The organism is Saccharopolyspora sp. NPDC002376 (assembly GCF_053593195.1).
In genome coordinates, this window is sequence record NZ_JBSFBZ010000096.1 from 1 (window position 1) to 16864 (window position 16864).

Annotated in this window: 11 protein-coding genes and 2 pseudogenes; 5 read left to right on the forward strand and 8 right to left on the reverse strand. The window is 68.1% G+C overall.

Annotated features, from left to right (window positions below; genetic code table 11):
* Positions 1–62: 62 nt before the first annotated feature.
* A complete protein-coding gene (locus ACWCO2_RS35340) occupies positions 63–347 on the reverse strand; it encodes a hypothetical protein (protein ID WP_450132161.1) in 285 nt (94 codons plus the stop codon).
* 703 nt (positions 348–1050) lie between these two features.
* Positions 1051–3561: an AMP-binding protein gene (locus tag ACWCO2_RS35345; protein WP_450132162.1), complete on the reverse strand. Its 2511-nt coding sequence runs from the start codon at positions 3559–3561 to the stop codon at positions 1051–1053.
* 139 nt (positions 3562–3700) lie between these two features.
* Here ACWCO2_RS35345 and ACWCO2_RS35350 point away from each other — a divergent pair, with 139 nt between their 5' ends.
* Genes ACWCO2_RS35350 through ACWCO2_RS35360 form a run of 3 tightly spaced genes read left to right on the forward strand, consistent with a single transcriptional unit; the run spans position 3701 to position 7365 of the window.
* Positions 3701–4723, forward strand: a complete 1023-nt coding sequence (locus ACWCO2_RS35350; protein ID WP_450132163.1) for an iron ABC transporter substrate-binding protein — start codon at positions 3701–3703, stop codon at positions 4721–4723.
* Positions 4724–6298: an ABC transporter permease gene (locus ACWCO2_RS35355; RefSeq protein WP_450132164.1), complete on the forward strand. Its 1575-nt coding sequence runs from the start codon at positions 4724–4726 to the stop codon at positions 6296–6298.
* Positions 6295–7365: an ABC transporter ATP-binding protein gene (locus tag ACWCO2_RS35360; RefSeq protein ID WP_450132165.1), complete on the forward strand. Its 1071-nt coding sequence runs from the start codon at positions 6295–6297 to the stop codon at positions 7363–7365. The genes ACWCO2_RS35355 and ACWCO2_RS35360 overlap by 4 nt, the downstream gene beginning before the upstream one ends.
* A 127-nt stretch (positions 7366–7492) precedes the next feature.
* Here the strand turns inward: ACWCO2_RS35360 and ACWCO2_RS35365 are convergent, their stop codons facing one another.
* Positions 7493–7660, reverse strand: coding sequence for a hypothetical protein (locus ACWCO2_RS35365; protein WP_450132166.1), 168 nt, complete (start codon positions 7658–7660; stop codon positions 7493–7495).
* On the opposite strand from ACWCO2_RS35365, the pseudogene ACWCO2_RS35370 reads away from it, so the two are divergent.
* Positions 7578–7882 (forward strand): annotated as a pseudogene (locus ACWCO2_RS35370) (transposase); the annotation flags it as partial. The gene ACWCO2_RS35365 and the pseudogene ACWCO2_RS35370 overlap by 83 nt on opposite strands.
* 9 nt (positions 7883–7891) lie before the next feature.
* On the opposite strand, the gene ACWCO2_RS35375 reads toward ACWCO2_RS35370, so the two are convergent.
* The 4 genes and pseudogenes from ACWCO2_RS35375 to ACWCO2_RS35390 form a co-directional block, all read right to left on the reverse strand.
* Positions 7892–9547 (reverse strand): hypothetical protein, encoded by a 1656-nt coding sequence (locus ACWCO2_RS35375; protein ID WP_450132167.1) that lies wholly within the window; start codon positions 9545–9547, stop codon positions 7892–7894.
* A 617-nt stretch (positions 9548–10164) separates the two neighbouring features.
* A complete protein-coding gene (locus ACWCO2_RS35380) occupies positions 10165–10599 on the reverse strand; it encodes an ISAs1 family transposase (RefSeq protein ID WP_450132168.1) in 435 nt (144 codons plus the stop codon).
* A gap of 97 nt (positions 10600–10696) precedes the next feature.
* Positions 10697–10873: pseudogene (locus ACWCO2_RS35385) on the reverse strand (hypothetical protein); the annotation flags it as partial.
* Positions 10874–11158: 285 nt separating this feature from the next.
* Positions 11159–12112, reverse strand: coding sequence for an ankyrin repeat domain-containing protein (locus tag ACWCO2_RS35390; protein ID WP_450132169.1), 954 nt, complete (start codon positions 12110–12112; stop codon positions 11159–11161).
* A gap of 896 nt (positions 12113–13008) precedes the next feature.
* On the opposite strand from ACWCO2_RS35390, the gene ACWCO2_RS35395 reads away from it, so the two are divergent.
* Positions 13009–16365 (forward strand): TM0106 family RecB-like putative nuclease, encoded by a 3357-nt coding sequence (locus ACWCO2_RS35395; protein WP_450132170.1) that lies wholly within the window; start codon positions 13009–13011, stop codon positions 16363–16365.
* A gap of 39 nt (positions 16366–16404) precedes the next feature.
* On the opposite strand, the gene ACWCO2_RS35400 is transcribed toward ACWCO2_RS35395, so the two are convergent.
* A complete protein-coding gene (locus ACWCO2_RS35400) occupies positions 16405–16533 on the reverse strand; it encodes a hypothetical protein (protein ID WP_450132171.1) in 129 nt (42 codons plus the stop codon).
* Positions 16534–16864: the final 331 nt, after the last annotated feature.

Below are 16864 nucleotides of genomic sequence, written 5' to 3' on the forward strand. Positions count from 1 at the left end.
TCACGAAACTCCTGGGGGTAGGGCTTGGGCACGGTCGCATCCTTCCAGGTGAGGCCACAGCCTCACACGTCAGGTGTCAACCAAACCCTGGGCAGCCCCTCCGGCTTGGCACTCGATAGCGATGCGCCCACGTTGCCGAGCGAATCAATCATCGCGTAGATCTCGGCATCCGAGAGCGTGTTAGGCGCTGGCTTGTTCTCCAGTTCAGCGCGAGCTGCGGCACGCTCGGCTTGAGTCTGATTGATCGCCTCTGCCAACGCGGCCGGATCGACGCCCGCCCCGATGGCTTCCTGGAAGCGGCGTAGCCGTGCTTCGGCGTCCGTGAGTCGCTTCTTCGCTGTTTCCAACGTGGCTGATGTGGCGCTCGGTGCGTGTTGGGACGCCAGTAGCGCCGCGACGGTCTGGTCAATGTTCTAAGGGGCGAACAGCCCTGTATGTGCCGAGAAATACGTCCATGCAGGTAAACAGCTTTCGGCACATCACCGGTCACCGCCCGACATGTCGCCCATGTCTCCGCCTGCTGCCGCTGTTGCCGATGACCGACAGTGAGAAGGATGTCGAGATCCTCACCCCACGCCACCAACTCACACTCCGGCAACGGCGACTCGACGACCAACATCTGCAACTGCAGCCTAAGGACAGAGCGTTCCTAGCCGCGCTCCTCGTACCGCTGGCCCGCCGACACTTCGCCGGGCAGGGTGCCGCAGTGGCATCGTGACTTGGTGACGCTCGCGCAAGCGCGCACCGCGGGCCTGGGCGTCCGCGCACTCTCGTCTCAATCCGCCGCCTCGTCTCGCGCCTGGCAGCCGAGAACCCGTCCCCACCTGGGTATGGACGCCCTTGTGAAAACCGGGCGGATTCTAGTCACGTCGGAAGAGCTCGCCCAGAGGTTGGGCAAGCGAGGACATCCGTTGCTCGGAGCTCCCGTCGTGGCTGGTCAACGGCTGGTAGGAAACCTCCGCCATACCGGACTGGTGCATCTTGACCATTGAGCGGCGAACTCTCCCGGGCGAGTCCCAGGTACCGGGTGGGCAGCAGTCGACGAAAGTGCTACCTACTCGGCGATCGTGGACTGACGGGTCCGGTTCTCCGCACGCGTGCGGAGAACCGGGTGCGCGTCCAGCCAACGAGGGCCCAGACGAGCACGCCGACCGAAAGACCCGCGACCAGCACCAGAATCTGCGGCAGGTAGGGCTGCGTTGCTCGGAGGATGACGTAGTGCGTTAGGTAGATGTAGAGCGAGGCGCTGGCCAGCAGCACCACGAGCCTGGCCACTACCGGAGGTAACCGCACGCACGGCACCAGGAGCAGCACCGCCAGTCCGGCCATCACGACCAGTTCCCGACTCGGTTGGCCGAAGTAGTCGAACAGCAGCACCACACCCAGTCCGAGCACCGGCCAGCGCAGCCACGTGGTGGATGCGCGCTGGGCGAGCCAGCCCAGCGCGAAGAACCAGGCCACACCGTGCGTCGCCCAGGAACGCTCGGCGTAGGCCGCGGTGTCCTGTGCGAGCAGATGCACCGCGAACGCGACCGCGAGGACGATGGCCGCGAACGCCAGCCCGTTCCTGCGCTCGAACCGGCGCACCGGCCCGCAGGCGAAAAGCACCGCCATGATGACCAGGAGTTGCACCAGCACCTCGATGAACCAGTAGCCGATGGTGCCCTGACGCGCGTAGTTGTCGATCAGCAGAATGTTGGTGATGCGCACGTACGAATCGGGGTAGAACCAGCGCACCACCTGCCAGAGCGTCGTGGGCACGGCGATCCACGCCGCGCTGCGCAGGATCACCGTGCTCGTCCGCGTTCCGGCACGCGGCGCCAGGCTGAACCGGGCGAACGCCCACCCCGCGGCGATCAGCAGCAGGTGCGCACCGCCGAGCAGGTGGAACAGTCCGAGATGGGTCCCGGCGATCAGCACGATGGACACCGCACGCACCACGGCGCCGGTCTCCACCGCCGTCAGCCGCTTGGTCGGAGCGCTCTTCGGCGCGAGGCGCTGCAGTTCCCCGACCGGCAGGAGGTGCCAGTCGCCGGGCAGGTGGCCGAGCACACGCTCGATCTCGATCGCCATCTGCACGTAGGTCAGCGAGTCCCCGCCGAGATCGACGAACGAGGCGGTGTCGGGCACCTCCGGCACCCCGAGCACGGCGGCGAACCGATCACGCAGCGACTCCGCTCCCCCTGGCCCCAGCTGGCTCGCGAGTTCCCGGATCGCCGGATAGTCCGGCTTGCCGTTGGACAACCTCGGCAGGTCCTGCACGGTGACCACCCGCAGCCCGCCAGGTGGCAGGCCGACCTCGGCCCGAACCACCTCGGCCACTCCCCGCGCGTCCGGGTTCGTTGTTTCAACTGCGACGACGAGCGCGTCATCGGTGCCGGTGCAGGCCGCTGTGAACCCACGTTCCTCGAGCATCCGCTCGATGCGCCGCAGGTCGATGCGCAGTCCGAACAGCTTGATGAATGCCGACGAGCGGCCGATGATCTCGTAGAGCCCGTCGTCGGCGCGGCGCGCAATGTCCCCGGTATGCAGCGCGTCGATCTCGCGCCCGCGCGCGAGATCGACTGGGCCCCGGGCGTACCCGAGCATCACGTTCGGTCCCCGGTAAACCAGCTCACCCTGACCGGGTGTGTCGGAAGGCATGATTTCGAACGATCCGCCAGGGATGGGCGCACCAACGGCATTGGGCCGCTGCAGCGCCAGTTCGGGCGGTAGGTAGGCCATGCGCGCGGTCGCCTCGGTCTGGCCGTACATCACGTAGAACCGCCAGCCATCGCGCTCACCGAGCCCGGCGAAGCGCCGCACCCGGTCCGGCGCCATGCCGCCTCCCGCTTGGGTCACGTAGCGCAGCTCGGGCAACCGCATCCGGTCGAACCCGACCTGTTCGAGCAGGTCGAAGGTGTGCGGAACCCCGTGCAGGCTCGTGCATCCATTGCTGCGCACCGCATCCCAGAATGCGTCGTCGATCATCGAACCGGGAGTGAGCACCAGTCCGGCGCCACGTAACAGGTTGCTGTTGACGATCGACAGTCCGTAGCTGTAGTGAAGCGGTAGCGACACGCACGGCCGGTCGGTGTCCTGGATGTCCAGGTATCCGGCGATGGCCTCGGCGTTGGACTGCACGTTTTCAGCAGTAAGCCGCACCAGCTTCGGGGATCCGGTCGATCCGGAGGTGGACAGCAGCAGAGCCAGCTCCGGGTGCAGGTCGTGCGCGGTGCCGTCGCGCCGCTCGTCCAGCTCGCCCGCGCGCTGTGACACGACATCCGGGTCGTAGGCGTCCACCAGCTCGTCCCACTGCGCACCGTCGACTCCGGTGAGCAGGACCGGATGACCGCCTGCCAGCGCGGCGAGATAGGTGATCAGCGTGTCCACGTCGTGCGATGAGCGGATCATGACCAGCCGCCGCACCGCGCCCAGGCGCTCGGCGACGTCCTCCACCCGATCTGCGAGCTGCCGATAGCTGAGCGCTTGCTGCGCAGGACCGGTGACCGCCAACCGATCTCCGTGGATGGCGAGGTCGGCGGCGAAGCCCACTCCGACGGGCTTGACCGGGTGAACCATGAAAGACCCTTTCTCACATCACCCATAGGTAAGGCTTCGCTAATTTAGCCGTCCCTGGCCGCTAACCGGTAGCCGCGTTGCCTCCACGCACCCGCGCCGGTTACTGTCCTGAGGCTATCCTTACCTAACGATCAGGAGAATGGAAATGCGTTGGGCCGGGCGAGCCGCTTTGGCGACACTGGGTATGGCCGTGATGCTCAGCACCACGTCGTGCAGTGGGGCTGAGGACGGGAACGGGACGATCACCCTCTACAACGCCCAGCACGAGGACATGATCAAAATCATGGTCGAGGGCTTCGAGAAGGACACCGGGATCAAGGTCAACATCCGGTCGGGCGGCGACTCGGAGCTGGGTAACCAGATCGTGCAGGAGGGCCCGGCCTCTCCCGCCGACGTCTTCGTGACCGAGAACTCCCCCGCCATGACGCTGGTCGACAACAACGGGGGTTTCTCCCGGATCGATGACGCCACCCTTGCCCAGGTACCGGCCCAGTTCGTGCCGTCGAGCAAGAACTGGACCGGCTTCGCCGCCCGCGCCACCGTGCTGGCCTACAACAAGGATCGGGTGTCCCCCGACCAGCTACCCGCCTCGCTCATGGACATCCAGGACCCGCGCTGGCAGGGCAAGATCGGCGTGGCCGCCGCGGGCGCGGACTTCCAGGCCATCGTCAGCGCCGTGCTCGCCACCAAGGGTGAGGCCGAGACAGCCAAGTGGCTGGCCGCGTTGAAGAGCAACGCCAAGGTGTACCCGTCCAACCGTGCGGTGATGAAGGCGGTTGACACCGGCGAGATCGATGCCGGCGTGATCTACCACTACTACTGGTACAAGGACCGGGCCGAGTCCGGCGCCGACAGTAAGAACACCGAGCTGAAGTTCTTCGACGGCAAGGACCCCGGCGGCTTCCTGAGCGTCTCCGGCGCCGGAGTGCTCAAGGCCAGCGAGAACCAGGAGCAGGCCCAGCAGCTGGTCCGCTACCTGACCGGTCCCAAGGGGCAGCAGGCGCTGGCCGACTCCAAGGCCCTCGAATACCCCATCGCCAGCGGGGTCGCCGCCAACAGCAAGCTCAAGCCGCTGTCCGAACTGGACCCGCCGGTCATCGACGTGGCCACGCTCAACGGCCCCAAGGTCGTCGAGCTGATGCAGGCAGCGGGACTTCTGTAAGTGGATACCACGACGCAGCCCGTCGCCGACCGTCTCCTGACGGCTCGGCGACGGGTCCGGCGACTTCCGCTGCCCATGCTGGCCGCGGCGGTGCTGGTCACCGCGATCACCCTGGTACCGCTGGGGTTCGTCCTGGCCAACACGATCGAGATCGGCTCAGCGGAAGCCACCCGGTTGATCTTCCGGCCCCGCACCAGCGAGCTGCTGCGCAACACGGTGGTGCTCACCGCCGCGTGCATGACCTGCTGCGCGGTGATCGGCACCGGGGCGGCCTGGCTGGTCGAGCGCAGCGCCTTACCCGGCCGCAACCTCTTCAACGTCCTGCTGGTCGCACCGCTGGCCATCCCCGCGTTCGTGAACAGCTACAGCTGGATCTCGATCGCCCCGTCCGCGACCGGATTCGGCGGGGCTCTGCTGGTGGTGACGCTGTCCTACTTCCCCTTCGTCTACCTACCGGCGGCCGCGGCGCTGCGCGGCCTCGATCCGGCGCATGACGAGGTGGCCCGCTCGCTCGGCCACAGTGAGTGGCGGACGTTCCGGCGGATCGTGCTGCCGCAGTTGCGGCCCGCGGTGCTCGGTGGATCGCTGCTGGTCGGGCTGCACCTGCTGGCCGAGTTCGGCGCACTTCAGATGGTGCGGTTCCCGACCTTCACCACCGCGATCTACGACCAGTACCAGTCCACCTTCAACGCCCCCGCGGCGACGATGCTCGGCACCGTGTTGGTGCTGTGCTGCCTGCTCTTGCTGCTCGGCGAGCTGCGGCTGCGCGGTAGGGCCCGCTACGCCCGCACCGGATCGGGCGCCGCGCGACGGCTCGAGCCGGTGGCGCTGGGCCGACTGACCTGGCCCGCGTTCGCCGCGCTGATCTTGCTCGCGGTGCTGTCCCTGGGTGTCCCGCTGGGCAGCCTCGGCTATTGGCTCGCCGTGGGCAGCTCCAGCGGCCTAGAACTCGACCTCATCGCCAGCACGACCAGCACCTCGATCGGGCTGGGGCTGCTCGGGGCGCTGATCACCACGGTGGCGGCGATCCCAGTCGCCTGGCTCTACGAGCGGCGCCGCTCACGCGTGTCCACCGCGTTGGAGCGGCTCACCTACACCAGCAGCGCGCTGCCCGGGATCGTCGTCGCCCTCGCCCTGGTGACGATCGCGGTGCGGCTGGTGCCGGACCTGTACCAGACCACCAGCGTGCTGGTTATCGCGTACGTGATCCTCTTAGTGCCGCGGGCCATGGTGAACGTGCGCGCCACCCTGGCCCAGACGCCATCCGTGTTCGACGACGTCGCCCACTCGCTCGGTGCCGGCCGGTGGACCACCCTGCGCCGGGTGACCCTGCCGCTGATCGCCCCCGGCCTCGGCGCGGGTGCCGCGATGGTGTTCCTCGGCGTGGTGACCGAGCTGACCGCGACCCTGCTGCTCGCACCCACCGGAACCCGCACCCTTGCCACGGAGTTCTGGAACCACAGCGCCAGCCTGGCTTACGGCGCCGCCGCGCCTTATGCGGCACTGATGGTGCTGATCTCGGCACCAGCCACATATCTGCTGACCCGCAAGGCTCGACAGGAGATGACGCGATGACCGCGCTGACCATCACCGGAGTGCGCAAGTCCTTCGGGCGCACCGAGGTCCTGCGCGGCGTGGACCTGCACGTCCCGCAGGGAAGCCTCACCGCGGTGCTCGGTCCGTCGGGTTGCGGCAAGACGACCTTGTTGCGGGTAATCGCCGGATTCACCGACCCCGATGAAGGCAGCGTCCTGTTCAGCGGGGATGCGGTATTCCGGAGTGGACGGTCGGTCCCACCCCAACAGCGCCGTGCCGGCTACGTCCCGCAGGAAGGCGCGCTGTTCCCGCACCTGAACGTCGCGGACAACATCGGCTTCGGGCTGTCCCGCGCGCACCGCCGCAGGGAACGGGTCGCTGAGCTGCTCGACCTGGTCGGTCTTTCACCGGAACTCGCGAAGCGCTACCCGCACGAGCTGTCCGGAGGGCAGCAGCAGCGGGTGGCGTTGGCCCGCGCGCTCGCGCCCGAACCGAAGATCGTGCTGCTGGACGAACCGTTCTCCGCGCTGGACGCCGCGCTGCGCGACGGAACCCGCCGCGCAGTCACTTCAGCCCTGCGCGCCACCGGCGCGACCGCCGTGCTGGTGACCCACGACCAAGCCGAAGCGCTGTCGCTCGCCGACCAAGTCGGCGTCATGCGCGACGGCCTGCTCGCCCAACTGGACACGCCCAGCGAGGTCTACACCCGCCCGTCCGACACCGACATCGCCGACTTCGTGGGTGAAGCGATCCTGCTGCCCGCCACGATCCGCGGCAATCAAGCCGACTGCGTGCTCGGCAGCGTTCCGGTCACCGGCGAGGTGGTCGACGGAACCGCACGGGTGCTCATCCGACCAGAACAGCTCAGCATCAACGATGCCGACTCCGGCGTGCCCGCCCGAGTTCGCGAGGTCCGATACTTCGGCCACGACGCCTCGGTGCGGCTGGACCTGCACGGCGACGGCACGGCCATCCTCGTCCGCGTCCCCGGCCAGGACCTCCCGGCCCCGGACACCGACGTGCGGCTCACCGTCCGCGGTCGCGCCGTCGCCTACCGCACACCAACGGAAACCGTTCAGCCGGCGCCGCCCGACTGCGTGGATTAGCGCCAGTCGGGTGCGCGGTGGATCGAGTTGTACGTGAGGTACTCAGGGAGACCATCGGTCCCGTACAGAAGAATTGGGTGTGGCGGCCTGTGATGTTGACGCCGACCGCCACAGCCTCAGGAGGCGATCAAGCGGGGTCAGAGGTGGTGCGGAAGGGGCCGGTGACTTCGTAGGTGATGCCGCCGTCGCTCGTGCCGGTAGTGCCGCGCAACCGCGAACTCACCGCGTGTCTGCGCACCGGGCGGGCCTTGCGGGTGCCGCGAGCACGAACCAGGCGTCGCGGCAAGAAATTCATCAGCGACGATGTTCGGATCGACCAACGACCATCCGAAGTAGACGGCCGAAAAGTGGCGGGACACTGGGAAGGTGATCTCATCATCGGGCTGGGCAGCTCCGCGATCGGCACCCTGTCGAGCGCACGACCCGCTACACCATGCTCCTGCACCTGCCGTCCATGCCAGAACACGGAACAAAACCCCGTGTCCATAATGGACCCGCATCGGCCGGGCACAGCTCCGGTGGGTACTTACGCCGAGGCGGCCGAGCCCGAGGCCAGGTTTTCCCGGGACTTGTGCTTCTCGGTGTTCCCCCAGGTGCGGAGGTAGGACTCGGCGCCCGAGAAGAGGTCGTCCACGACCCCCCGGCCGCCGACGATCCGGATGTCCTCGATCCAGTCCGGGACCATGCCGTAGTGGGCGGCGCCGTCGGTGTTGAAGTCCCACGTGCGCTCGCCGGTGGTTTGCTTGTCGATCATCGAGCCGCCGTCCGTGCTGCGGAAGGGGTACTTAACGGGGTTCGGGGTGTCCCCGCCCCGTGGGCCCGGCCAGCCGCCGACACCGTTCATGTCGGTGCCGTAGCCGTAGCCGACCCCGTACTTCTCGCGCAGCGCGTCCGTGCGCTTGGCCTCCGCGCTGAACGCCTCGGAGCCGCTCATGTACTGGCCGATGAACCCGCCGAGCTTGTAGAGCCGCTCGGTCCAGCCCGAGTCCATCCAACTGTGCGAGGAGATGATGCCCGGGTACGACTCGGATTCGAGGATGTCGAAGGCCTGGTCCGTGGCCTTGACGCTCATGTGGTCGATCTCCAGCATCATGTTGCGTTTCATCATGCCGCGCACCGCGTACGCACCCAGGTCGGTCAGCCCGCGGGTGTTGCACTGCGCGTCCGAGGCGTAGGAGGGGACGGCCACCCCTTTCGGGAGCCGCTTCTCCGCCTCCGGTGCCGCCGCGTTGCCGATGGGGTTGTCGTGCTGCGGGCCGCGGCAGGTCTCCGTCTTCCAGAAGGTGCCGGTCGACAGGAACTGGCCGACGTTGATGGCCGTACCGAGGGCGCCGGAGTCGAAGCGCACTCCGCACAGGGCGTTGTCGAACTTGTGGCACAGGAACATGCTGCGCACGCCCAGTTCGTGCAGCTCGTCCAGGCCGCGGTCGATGTCCTCCTCGCTGCACTGCGCCTTGTCCAGGATCTGCTTGCAGCCGAACGGCTCGGAGGTCTCAACCCCCAGGACGACGGCCAGCTTGCCCTGCTTGATGACCTCGCGGGCCTGCGCGCTGCCGGTGACGATCCGGAACCAGCCCTTGCCCGGGCCGCCGTACATCTTGTCGATGAAGTCCTGCATGTCGTACGACTTCTTCGCCTGAAGGCGGATGGCGGTCATCTCGTCGCAGCTGCGGTCCTTGAAGAAGTAGACCGAGCAGATCACGCCGTTGGTGACCAGGTCGTTGACCAGCACCCGCTGGCCACCGCGCCATGCCCGCTCGATTCCGGCGTAGTAGTTCTGCTGGTGGGTCAGTGAGTCGTGGGCGGGCCAGTCCTTGAACGTGGGCCACCCGTTGGGGTCGTGCCTGCCGTCGCCGCCCTTGGTGACGAAGTCGAAGACGGCGAGCGAGCCGTCGGGGTAGTGCTCGGGGCAGTCCTTGAGCGCGTCAGCGACGCCCTGCTCCGAGAACGGCTTGCCACAGATCAGCCGGCCGCCGAAGCCCTCGTTGGCCATGATGTGGTTGTGGGCGTCGACGAAGCCCCTTACGCGCCCCTGGGCGTCGGTGCCCTTGAAGGGCTCGCCCGTGACGTCGATCTGCGCGTCGGGCGTGGGCCGCGCGGTCGGGGTCCACCAGCCGGGCTCCGCCGCGGAGCTGGGCATCGGACCGAGTACCAGGGTCATCACGGCGAGAAGCAGTGACACCACCGTGAAGGATCCGAGTCTGCGGCGCGAAGGTTGAACGATGATCATCTAGATCCTCTTAAATGTGAGCTGGGCTCATGTTTCGCTATACGTTAGGGATGCGAGCCCGCAACGCCAACCCCCTGACGGGGGCTATCGCCGGGAAATGGGGGAAGAGCACCCCACCGGAACGACCGCCGGTGGCATCGCTCGCTCTGACCGAGATGGTCGGTGTTCATGAGGACTCGCAGCTTTGGCGCGTCCAGCGCCTGGGAGCAGAGCGCGGCTCCGACGGCCTCCGCCCAGTGGGGTCGGTGTTCGGTTTCCACGCCCCGCCAAGTCGGGCCGACGAGTGAGAACTGCTGCCGCGGCGTGGCTTCGCGCATGTCGGCGGGGTTACTGGTGGCTGCTCCGCATCGACCAGCCGGGCCTTCGCCGCTCTCGGGGTGACCGGGTTGGCAGCGGGCAACGCCGCCGGATGAACGGTTTTCTCCGCGAGTACGGCTGGATTCGCCTGGGCTTAGGGCAGGCCACTGACCGATAACGCCAAGACGATGGCGAAGAGGGTGATTCTGGGGTGACGGGCAGGGTCTGCGCAAAGTTGACCTGTCCGGTTTAGTCCGTTTCGGGTAGTAGGTTCAGAAGTCGTTCGGGTCTGCGGTTGCCGGCGCGGAGGGCGGGTTGGATGCCGGTGGCTCCGTTCTGGCGGTGATCGCAGTGTTGCGTAAGACGGCGAGGTTCTGCGGTGCGTTGCCGATGCGGGCGCGGTGATGGTCTTCGTTGAAGGCGACGTCACGGACCACGTGGAGTCGCGCCTCGATGCCCCAGTGCCCCCGGATCAGTCTGGCCAGGTCATCCGGGGTGGTGTCGGCCGGTGGCAGGTTGGTCAGGTAGTGCACCGTTTCGATGCTGGCGGGTTTGTCTTTCGGTCGGCGCCAGCGGCGGATCCGGACGGCCTGCCGGGCCCCGAGTAGCTCTGATCGCAGATTGTCGTCCAGGGTAAGGACTTTCAGGCTGCGGGTCTCGGCCCGACCGTGCCCCGCGGGTGCGATCGTGGGTGTCCAGACGCGCATTGTTCCAGGGCAGGGTATTCAGCCGCTGATGCGTACCAGGGCGGTTGCCTTTGACCGGCAGGAGCCAGAATGCGCCGACGGCCTCGGCTTCGGCGATGAAGGCACTGCTGGTGTGTTTGGCATCGGCGGTGATCACCGTGCCCTCCAAGGCTTTTCGTACCAGCCGGGCCAGAAGATCCCGGGCCGCGGCGTTCTCATCACCACCATCCACCGCTGCCTGGCCAACAACCTCGCCGCGGGAGTTCATCGCGGCCACCACCTGCGTTTGCGGCATCTCTTCCTGACCGCGGCCAGCATCGTCTTGCCATCGACGGCGACCGCCCCCGTCGGCTCGCTGTCCCGCAGCATTCAGCCGGACAACGCCTGGTCGAGCTCGTCATGATCGACCCTGGCCAGCACCCGCGAAGGTCCAGCCCGACGGGGTGCCCGACCACGTACACACCCCGAGCTCGGCCAAAATGCGCCGTGGTGCCGGGGCTGCGTGCTGCGGGCACCCTGGCGGCACCCACAGCGTCCTCGACGACCTCACCGCCTGAGGGATGTCGTGCTCCGCGAATGCCTAGGTCCACTGCCAGTGGTCGCGTTCGGGCAGCCGCAGCCAGCGATCGGGTTTGCCGTTGATCGCTCGGCTGTCCGTCAGTCGCAGACCTGCGTAGGCGCAGCAGTAGGCGACGGCGTTGTGCTGGTAGAGGTAGGTGGCGAGGACTTCTTCGGCGGGATCATCGGGGAAGGGGTCACCGCCGGGGTGCAGATCCCAGCCTTCGATGACGCCATCGCGGGCGATGCTCCCCTGGTTGCCGCTCTTGGCGTTGGCATAGAGGCCGTAACAGGTGGTGCCCGTAGACAGTCGGCCTGTCACGCCTGGCATTTGCGGCGCGTAGCCCCACGGCTGGCTGATGACACAGCCACCGGGCACATCGGTGGCCCCGATGAGGTCGAGTCCCTGCTCGAAGTCGAACGGGTCGGGTTCGACGCCCTCGACGGGCACTGCCTCCAGCCGCCGTGCTGCTTCGGCGGCGCTGATTCCTGCGACGGAAGCCAGGCCGAGCCCCTCGACGTACTCCAGGTTGCCGAGCGCCGCGGTCAATCGCCGCCCTTCGGCCGCTGCGGCGGCTTCTTCTCGGGACAGCACGAGTTCCCCGGGTTCGAGGTCGAACAGGTCGGGATTCGGCCCGGCCAGGCTGAGACGGGCAGGTGACCAGCCGGCCATCATCGGCCGCCCCGGATCGGCTCCGGCGGCGACCAGTGCGCGGGCGTTGTCCGGGCGGTTGGCGTAGACGGCGAGCCAGAGCGCCGTGCGGCCCTCGTATTCCGCGTCGAGGTCATCGACGCGGCGCGCCAACTCCGCGACCACCTCCGGCGAACCGCGCTCGGCCGCTGCGTGCAAGGGCCGACTTCCCCGCACAAGAGCGTTCGGATCGGCGCCTGCATCGAGCCGCGCCCGGATCTGGCCGTAGTCCGTCCAAGCCCGGAAGCCCAGCCCGGCCCATCCGGATCCATCAGCGGTAACCATGGTCCTCCTTCGAAACGCACGGGACAGGTGGGCGATCTTGCCCCAACCCACCGACACCGACTCCGACTCCGACTCCGAACATCGACAACGGCCAGCGAACGGGGCGGCGGGGATTCGGGTTGCCGGATCCATCTGGTGCGTGCCCATGACGGCTCGGGAATCGGTGTCCGGTGTGATCACGGGTCTTTGGTGCAGAAGTAGTCGACTGCTCAACACCTCGGCTCTCTGGCCTGCGCCTTTACCGGTGGGCCAATCCCTTTCGGATACGCACCTCCCCCATCGGGCGACTCGGTCGCACGTGTCTCAAGACCCGACTTCGACCGCCGCAATAACCACAGCGCCATCAACGTGGCCGACAGCCCCTGCTTTTGCCCATGCTCCGTCGCGAATCGGCCGCCGCTCTTTTATGATCTCGGACCTGTTGGTACCGATGGAAGTGGAAAAACGGCTAGTGGGCGGAGGTCTCGCAAAATCGCCTGAACCTCAACGCTCTGTCGCGCGAGCCGGCCCGCAGCACATCGCTGTGGACCGACCAAGATCCTCGACCGACGTCACTCGTTGCGCGGAAGCGCGCGGGTGATCGAACACGTAGCGTTGCACATCGATGTCGATCAGAGGGCCCGATGTGCACCGCTTCCTCGAACGACTCGTCGAACGGCCCGGTGTCGCTCCACCAGATGGAACCGTGCTCGCCATGCGCATGCTCCCCCGAAGTGACGATTCGATCTGAAGCCGCATATCCGAACCGCTGACCTGCAAGCACAGCAAGCCAGTCGCGCACTGCGTCGCACACCACCGGTCGGTCTTGCGGCAGTGGTGAGCGCGCGCCGCGAGCCGCGGCGTGTCGGCACCCATGGTGCCACCACGGACAGGCGCGCATGTCAGACTGCCAGGCGATGCATACCCCGTCCGACCTCGCCGACCTGCTCGAATGCGAACACCGCAGCATCCTCAAGCAAGCGTTGGCGGCGGGACTGCCCGGCACGCCGCGCCCGGGCTCCGGACCCGACCGGCTGGCCGTCAAGCACGGCCACGCGCACGAGGCAGCCACGCTCGAACGGCTGCGTGGCGAGCGCAAGACCGTGATCGAAATCGACGAGCGCGACCCGGTCGCCGCCGCGAAGGCCACCGAGGAAGCGCTGCGGACGAATGCTCCGGTGGTCTACCAGGCCGTCTTCCACGACGGCGAGTTCTCCGGCCGCGCCGATTTCCTGCTCCGCGACGACCAAGGCCGATACGAGGTCTACGACACGAAGCTCGCGCGGCACGCGAAGCCGTCCGCGGTCGTGCAGCTCACCGCGTACGCCGACGCGTTGCGCCGCGCTGGTTGGCCGGCCGGGCCGGAGATGCACCTGCTGCTCGGTGACGGCACCACGCGCAGCCTGCGCGTCGACGATTTCCTGCCGCTGCTCGATCGCCTCCGTGACCGGCTCGTCACGCGGCCGCCACAGCTGCCGGAACGCATGTGGGCCGACGAACGCCCCGCTTGCACCGGCTGCGGCTTCGCTGACCACTGCTCGTCCGCGCGCGAGGCGGACCGGGACCTGTCGCTGGTTGCGGGCATGCGTGGCGAACAGCGGCGCAAGCTCGTGACGGCCGGGCTCGGCACGATCGACGCGCTCGCCACCGCCGAGCCGGCGGACCGGCCGCGTGACATGTCGGCGGGCACGTTCGCGACCTTGCGCGCGCAGGCCGCGATCCAGGTGCGGCAGGACGAAACCGGAGAACTGGCGTACGAGGTCATCGACCCGTCGGCGCTGGCCGAGCTGCCGCCACCGAGCCCGGGCGACATCTTCTTCGACATGGAAGGCGACCCGTACGCGCTCGCCGGCGCCGGGCTAGAGTACCTGTTCGGCGCCGTCACGCCCGACACGCGCTTCACACCGTTTTGGGCGCATACGCGTCCCCAGGAGAAGCGTGCTTTCGAGGAGTTCGTCGACTTCGCCACCGCCAGGCTGACCGACGATCCGGACGCGCACATCTTCCACTACGCGCCATACGAGGTCACGGCCGTCAAACGGCTCGCCGCGGTGCACGGAACGCGCGAGGAAGCAGTGGACGAACTGCTGCGCAGCGGCCGGATGGTCGACCTGTACGCCGTGGTGCGCAAGGCTTTGCGCGTCGGCCAGCGGTCGTACTCGATCAAGTACCTCGAACCGTTGTACATGCCGGAAGCCCGCGACGGCGACGTGAAGACGGCCGCGTCGAGCATCGAGGCGTACGAGGACTACCTGACACTCGCCAAGGCCGGCGACATCGAAGAGGCCGACGAGGTGCTGCGCGGCATCGCCGACTACAACGAGTACGATTGCGTGTCCACTTTGCGGCTCCTGGAATTCCTGCACCACGTCCGCGAGGAAGCGGGCATCGAGCTCGCAACCCCGGCGCCGGAGTCCGAAGTGGACGCTCTGCTGCGGCGGACGGAGGAGGAAGAGGCCGCGCTGCGCCGGGCCGAACGCGTGGCCGCGCTCGCGGCGCTGGTCGACCCGCTGCTCGACGGCCTGCCCGACGATCCCGCCGACTTCACCCCGGACGACCACGCTCGCGCGCTGCTCGCCGCCTCCGTCGGTTACCACCGGCGCGAGACGAACCCGGCGTGGTGGGAGTTCTTCCGGCAGCTCGCCGCACCGGTCGGCGACCTGGAGGTGGACACGACCTGTGCTGTGCCGGTGTCGGTGTCCGCGGGGGAATGGGTGCCGCCGTCGGGGCGGCTTCGCACCGCCAAGCGCACGCTCACGGTGGCGTGCGACCCGGACCGACCGCATCCGTTCGCGGTCGGGGACGGCGTGCGGCTGCGGTACGGCGCCGATGCGCGGGACGCGAAAGTCGTGGCGGCGTCGGCGGTCGAGCTGACGCTGGAGGAGAGCAGCGCACCGGACAGCACGTCGGACGAGCGACCGGTCGCGGTCCTGCCGGGCGGCCCGGTGCGGCCCGCGCCGAAGGACGAGGCCGTGGCCGACCTCGCCCGGCTGGTCGGGGGAACGCTCCCAGAGTTGCCCGCGCATCCGGGCGTGGACCTGCTGCGCCGGATCCCGCGGTTGCGCGGCGGTGCGCTGCCCGCACCAGGCGAGGACTCGGTGGCCACCGTGATCGAGGCGGTCGACGCGCTCGACGGGTCGGTGCTCGCGGTGCAGGGCCCGCCCGGGGCAGGGAAGACGTACTTGGCGGGCAAGCTGATCGCGCACCTCGTGCGGTCCGGGCGGACGGTCGGTGTGACGTCCAACAGCCACAAGGCCGTGGAGAACGTGCTGTCCGCCGCGCTCGGCAACGCGCCGTCGATGGCGTGCGCGAAACGGCCGCGCCGGACTCCTGATCCCGCGCTGCCGTGGGAACAGCCGAAGACGAACAACGCGTTGGCGAAATGGCGCGACGAGCACAACGACGGGCACCTCGTCGGCGGCACCGCGTGGACATTCGCGAACGCCGCCGTGCGCGAGGAACCGTTCGACGTACTGGTGATCGACGAGGCCGGGCAGTTCGCGCTCGCGGACGCGCTGGCCGTGTCGATGTGCGCGAAGAACGTGGTGCTGCTGGGCGATCCTCAGCAGCTGCCGCAGGTCGTGCAGGGCACGCACCCGGCGGGCGCGGAGGCGTCGGCGTTGGGGCACCTGATCGGCGACGCGGACATCATGCCGCCCGAGCTGGGCTACTTCCTGGACCAGACACGGCGCATGCATCCGGCCGTGTGCGCGCCGGTTTCCCGGTTGTCGTACGCGGGTTTGCTGCACTCGCACCCATCCGCGGACCGTTCGGTCGACGGCTTCGCCTCCGGGCTGTACCTCGCGCCGGTGGAGCACCGCGGAAACACCACGCGGTCGATCGAGGAAGCGGTGCAGGTCGTGTCGGTGATCGCGGACCTCCACGGGCGCACTTGGCAGGGCCGTCCGCTAACGGACGCTGATTTCCTCGTGGTGGCGCCGTACAACCTGCAGGCGCGGACGGTCACGCACGCGCTGGCCGACGCCGGTTTCGGCGACGTGCGCGTCGGCACGGTGGACCGGTTCCAAGGCCAGGAAGCCCCGGTGGTGGTGACGACGATGACGTCCTCGTCAGCAATCGACCTGCCCCGCGGACTGGATTTCCTGTTGTCCCGCAACCGGTTGAACGTGGCACTGTCGCGAGCGCAGTCTGTGGCGGTGCTGGTGTGCAGCCCGAGGCTGCTGGAGGCGGACATCCGGACGGTCGAGCAGATGCGGCTAGTCTCCGGGATGCTCGGACTGCTGCGGGACGCCCACCCCTGGCCCGCTCGCTGACCCCCAATCCCCACTCGCCCCAGCCCTAGGCACTCGTCGTCACGTTGACGACACCTCTTCAAAAGTCCAATCCGGACCGGAATGGACGACCACCAGCCCGTCCGCGCACAGGTAGTCGACCAGGTCCGCGTCGTCGCCGGTGACGCCAGCCGGACTGGCCTCCGGCATGCCCTGGACGCTTCCGGGATCGTCCAGCCGTTCTTGCGTTCCAACGGCGCCCAAGAGCCCCGCACATAACCCGCTGCCGAGCCCGCACGTGGCTAGCCTGATCCCCCGGACACGCTCGCCCACCGCGCCGCGGGTGGGCGACGGGGACTGACCGGATGACGGAGTCGGTATCACGCCTCATGGGTGAGGCTGATCAGCAGTCGAGTCCGCGCCCCTGCGAGGTCTAGGGTCGGGCGTCATGAGTGAGCAGAAGCCGTACCCGCCACTGCCGGAAGGCGTCGTGATGGGGGAAACCTCGTTCGGCCCCGACGCCGGCCCGCATGCCCCAGCC

Coding starts and splice junctions, on each gene's coding strand:
- ACWCO2_RS35380 (WP_450132168.1), bottom strand. CDS start 10,599: ATGCGCGTCTGGACACCCACGATCGCACCCGCGGGGCACGGTCGGGCC.
- ACWCO2_RS35395 (WP_450132170.1), top strand. CDS start 13,009: ATGCATACCCCGTCCGACCTCGCCGACCTGCTCGAATGCGAACACCGC.
- ACWCO2_RS35350 (WP_450132163.1), top strand. CDS start 3,701: ATGGAAATGCGTTGGGCCGGGCGAGCCGCTTTGGCGACACTGGGTATG.
- ACWCO2_RS35400 (WP_450132171.1), bottom strand. CDS start 16,533: ATGCCGGAGGCCAGTCCGGCTGGCGTCACCGGCGACGACGCGGACCTG.
- ACWCO2_RS35365 (WP_450132166.1), bottom strand. CDS start 7,660: ATGAATTTCTTGCCGCGACGCCTGGTTCGTGCTCGCGGCACCCGCAAG.
- ACWCO2_RS35345 (WP_450132162.1), bottom strand. CDS start 3,561: ATGGTTCACCCGGTCAAGCCCGTCGGAGTGGGCTTCGCCGCCGACCTC.
- ACWCO2_RS35390 (WP_450132169.1), bottom strand. CDS start 12,112: ATGGTTACCGCTGATGGATCCGGATGGGCCGGGCTGGGCTTCCGGGCT.
- ACWCO2_RS35360 (WP_450132165.1), top strand. CDS start 6,295: ATGACCGCGCTGACCATCACCGGAGTGCGCAAGTCCTTCGGGCGCACC.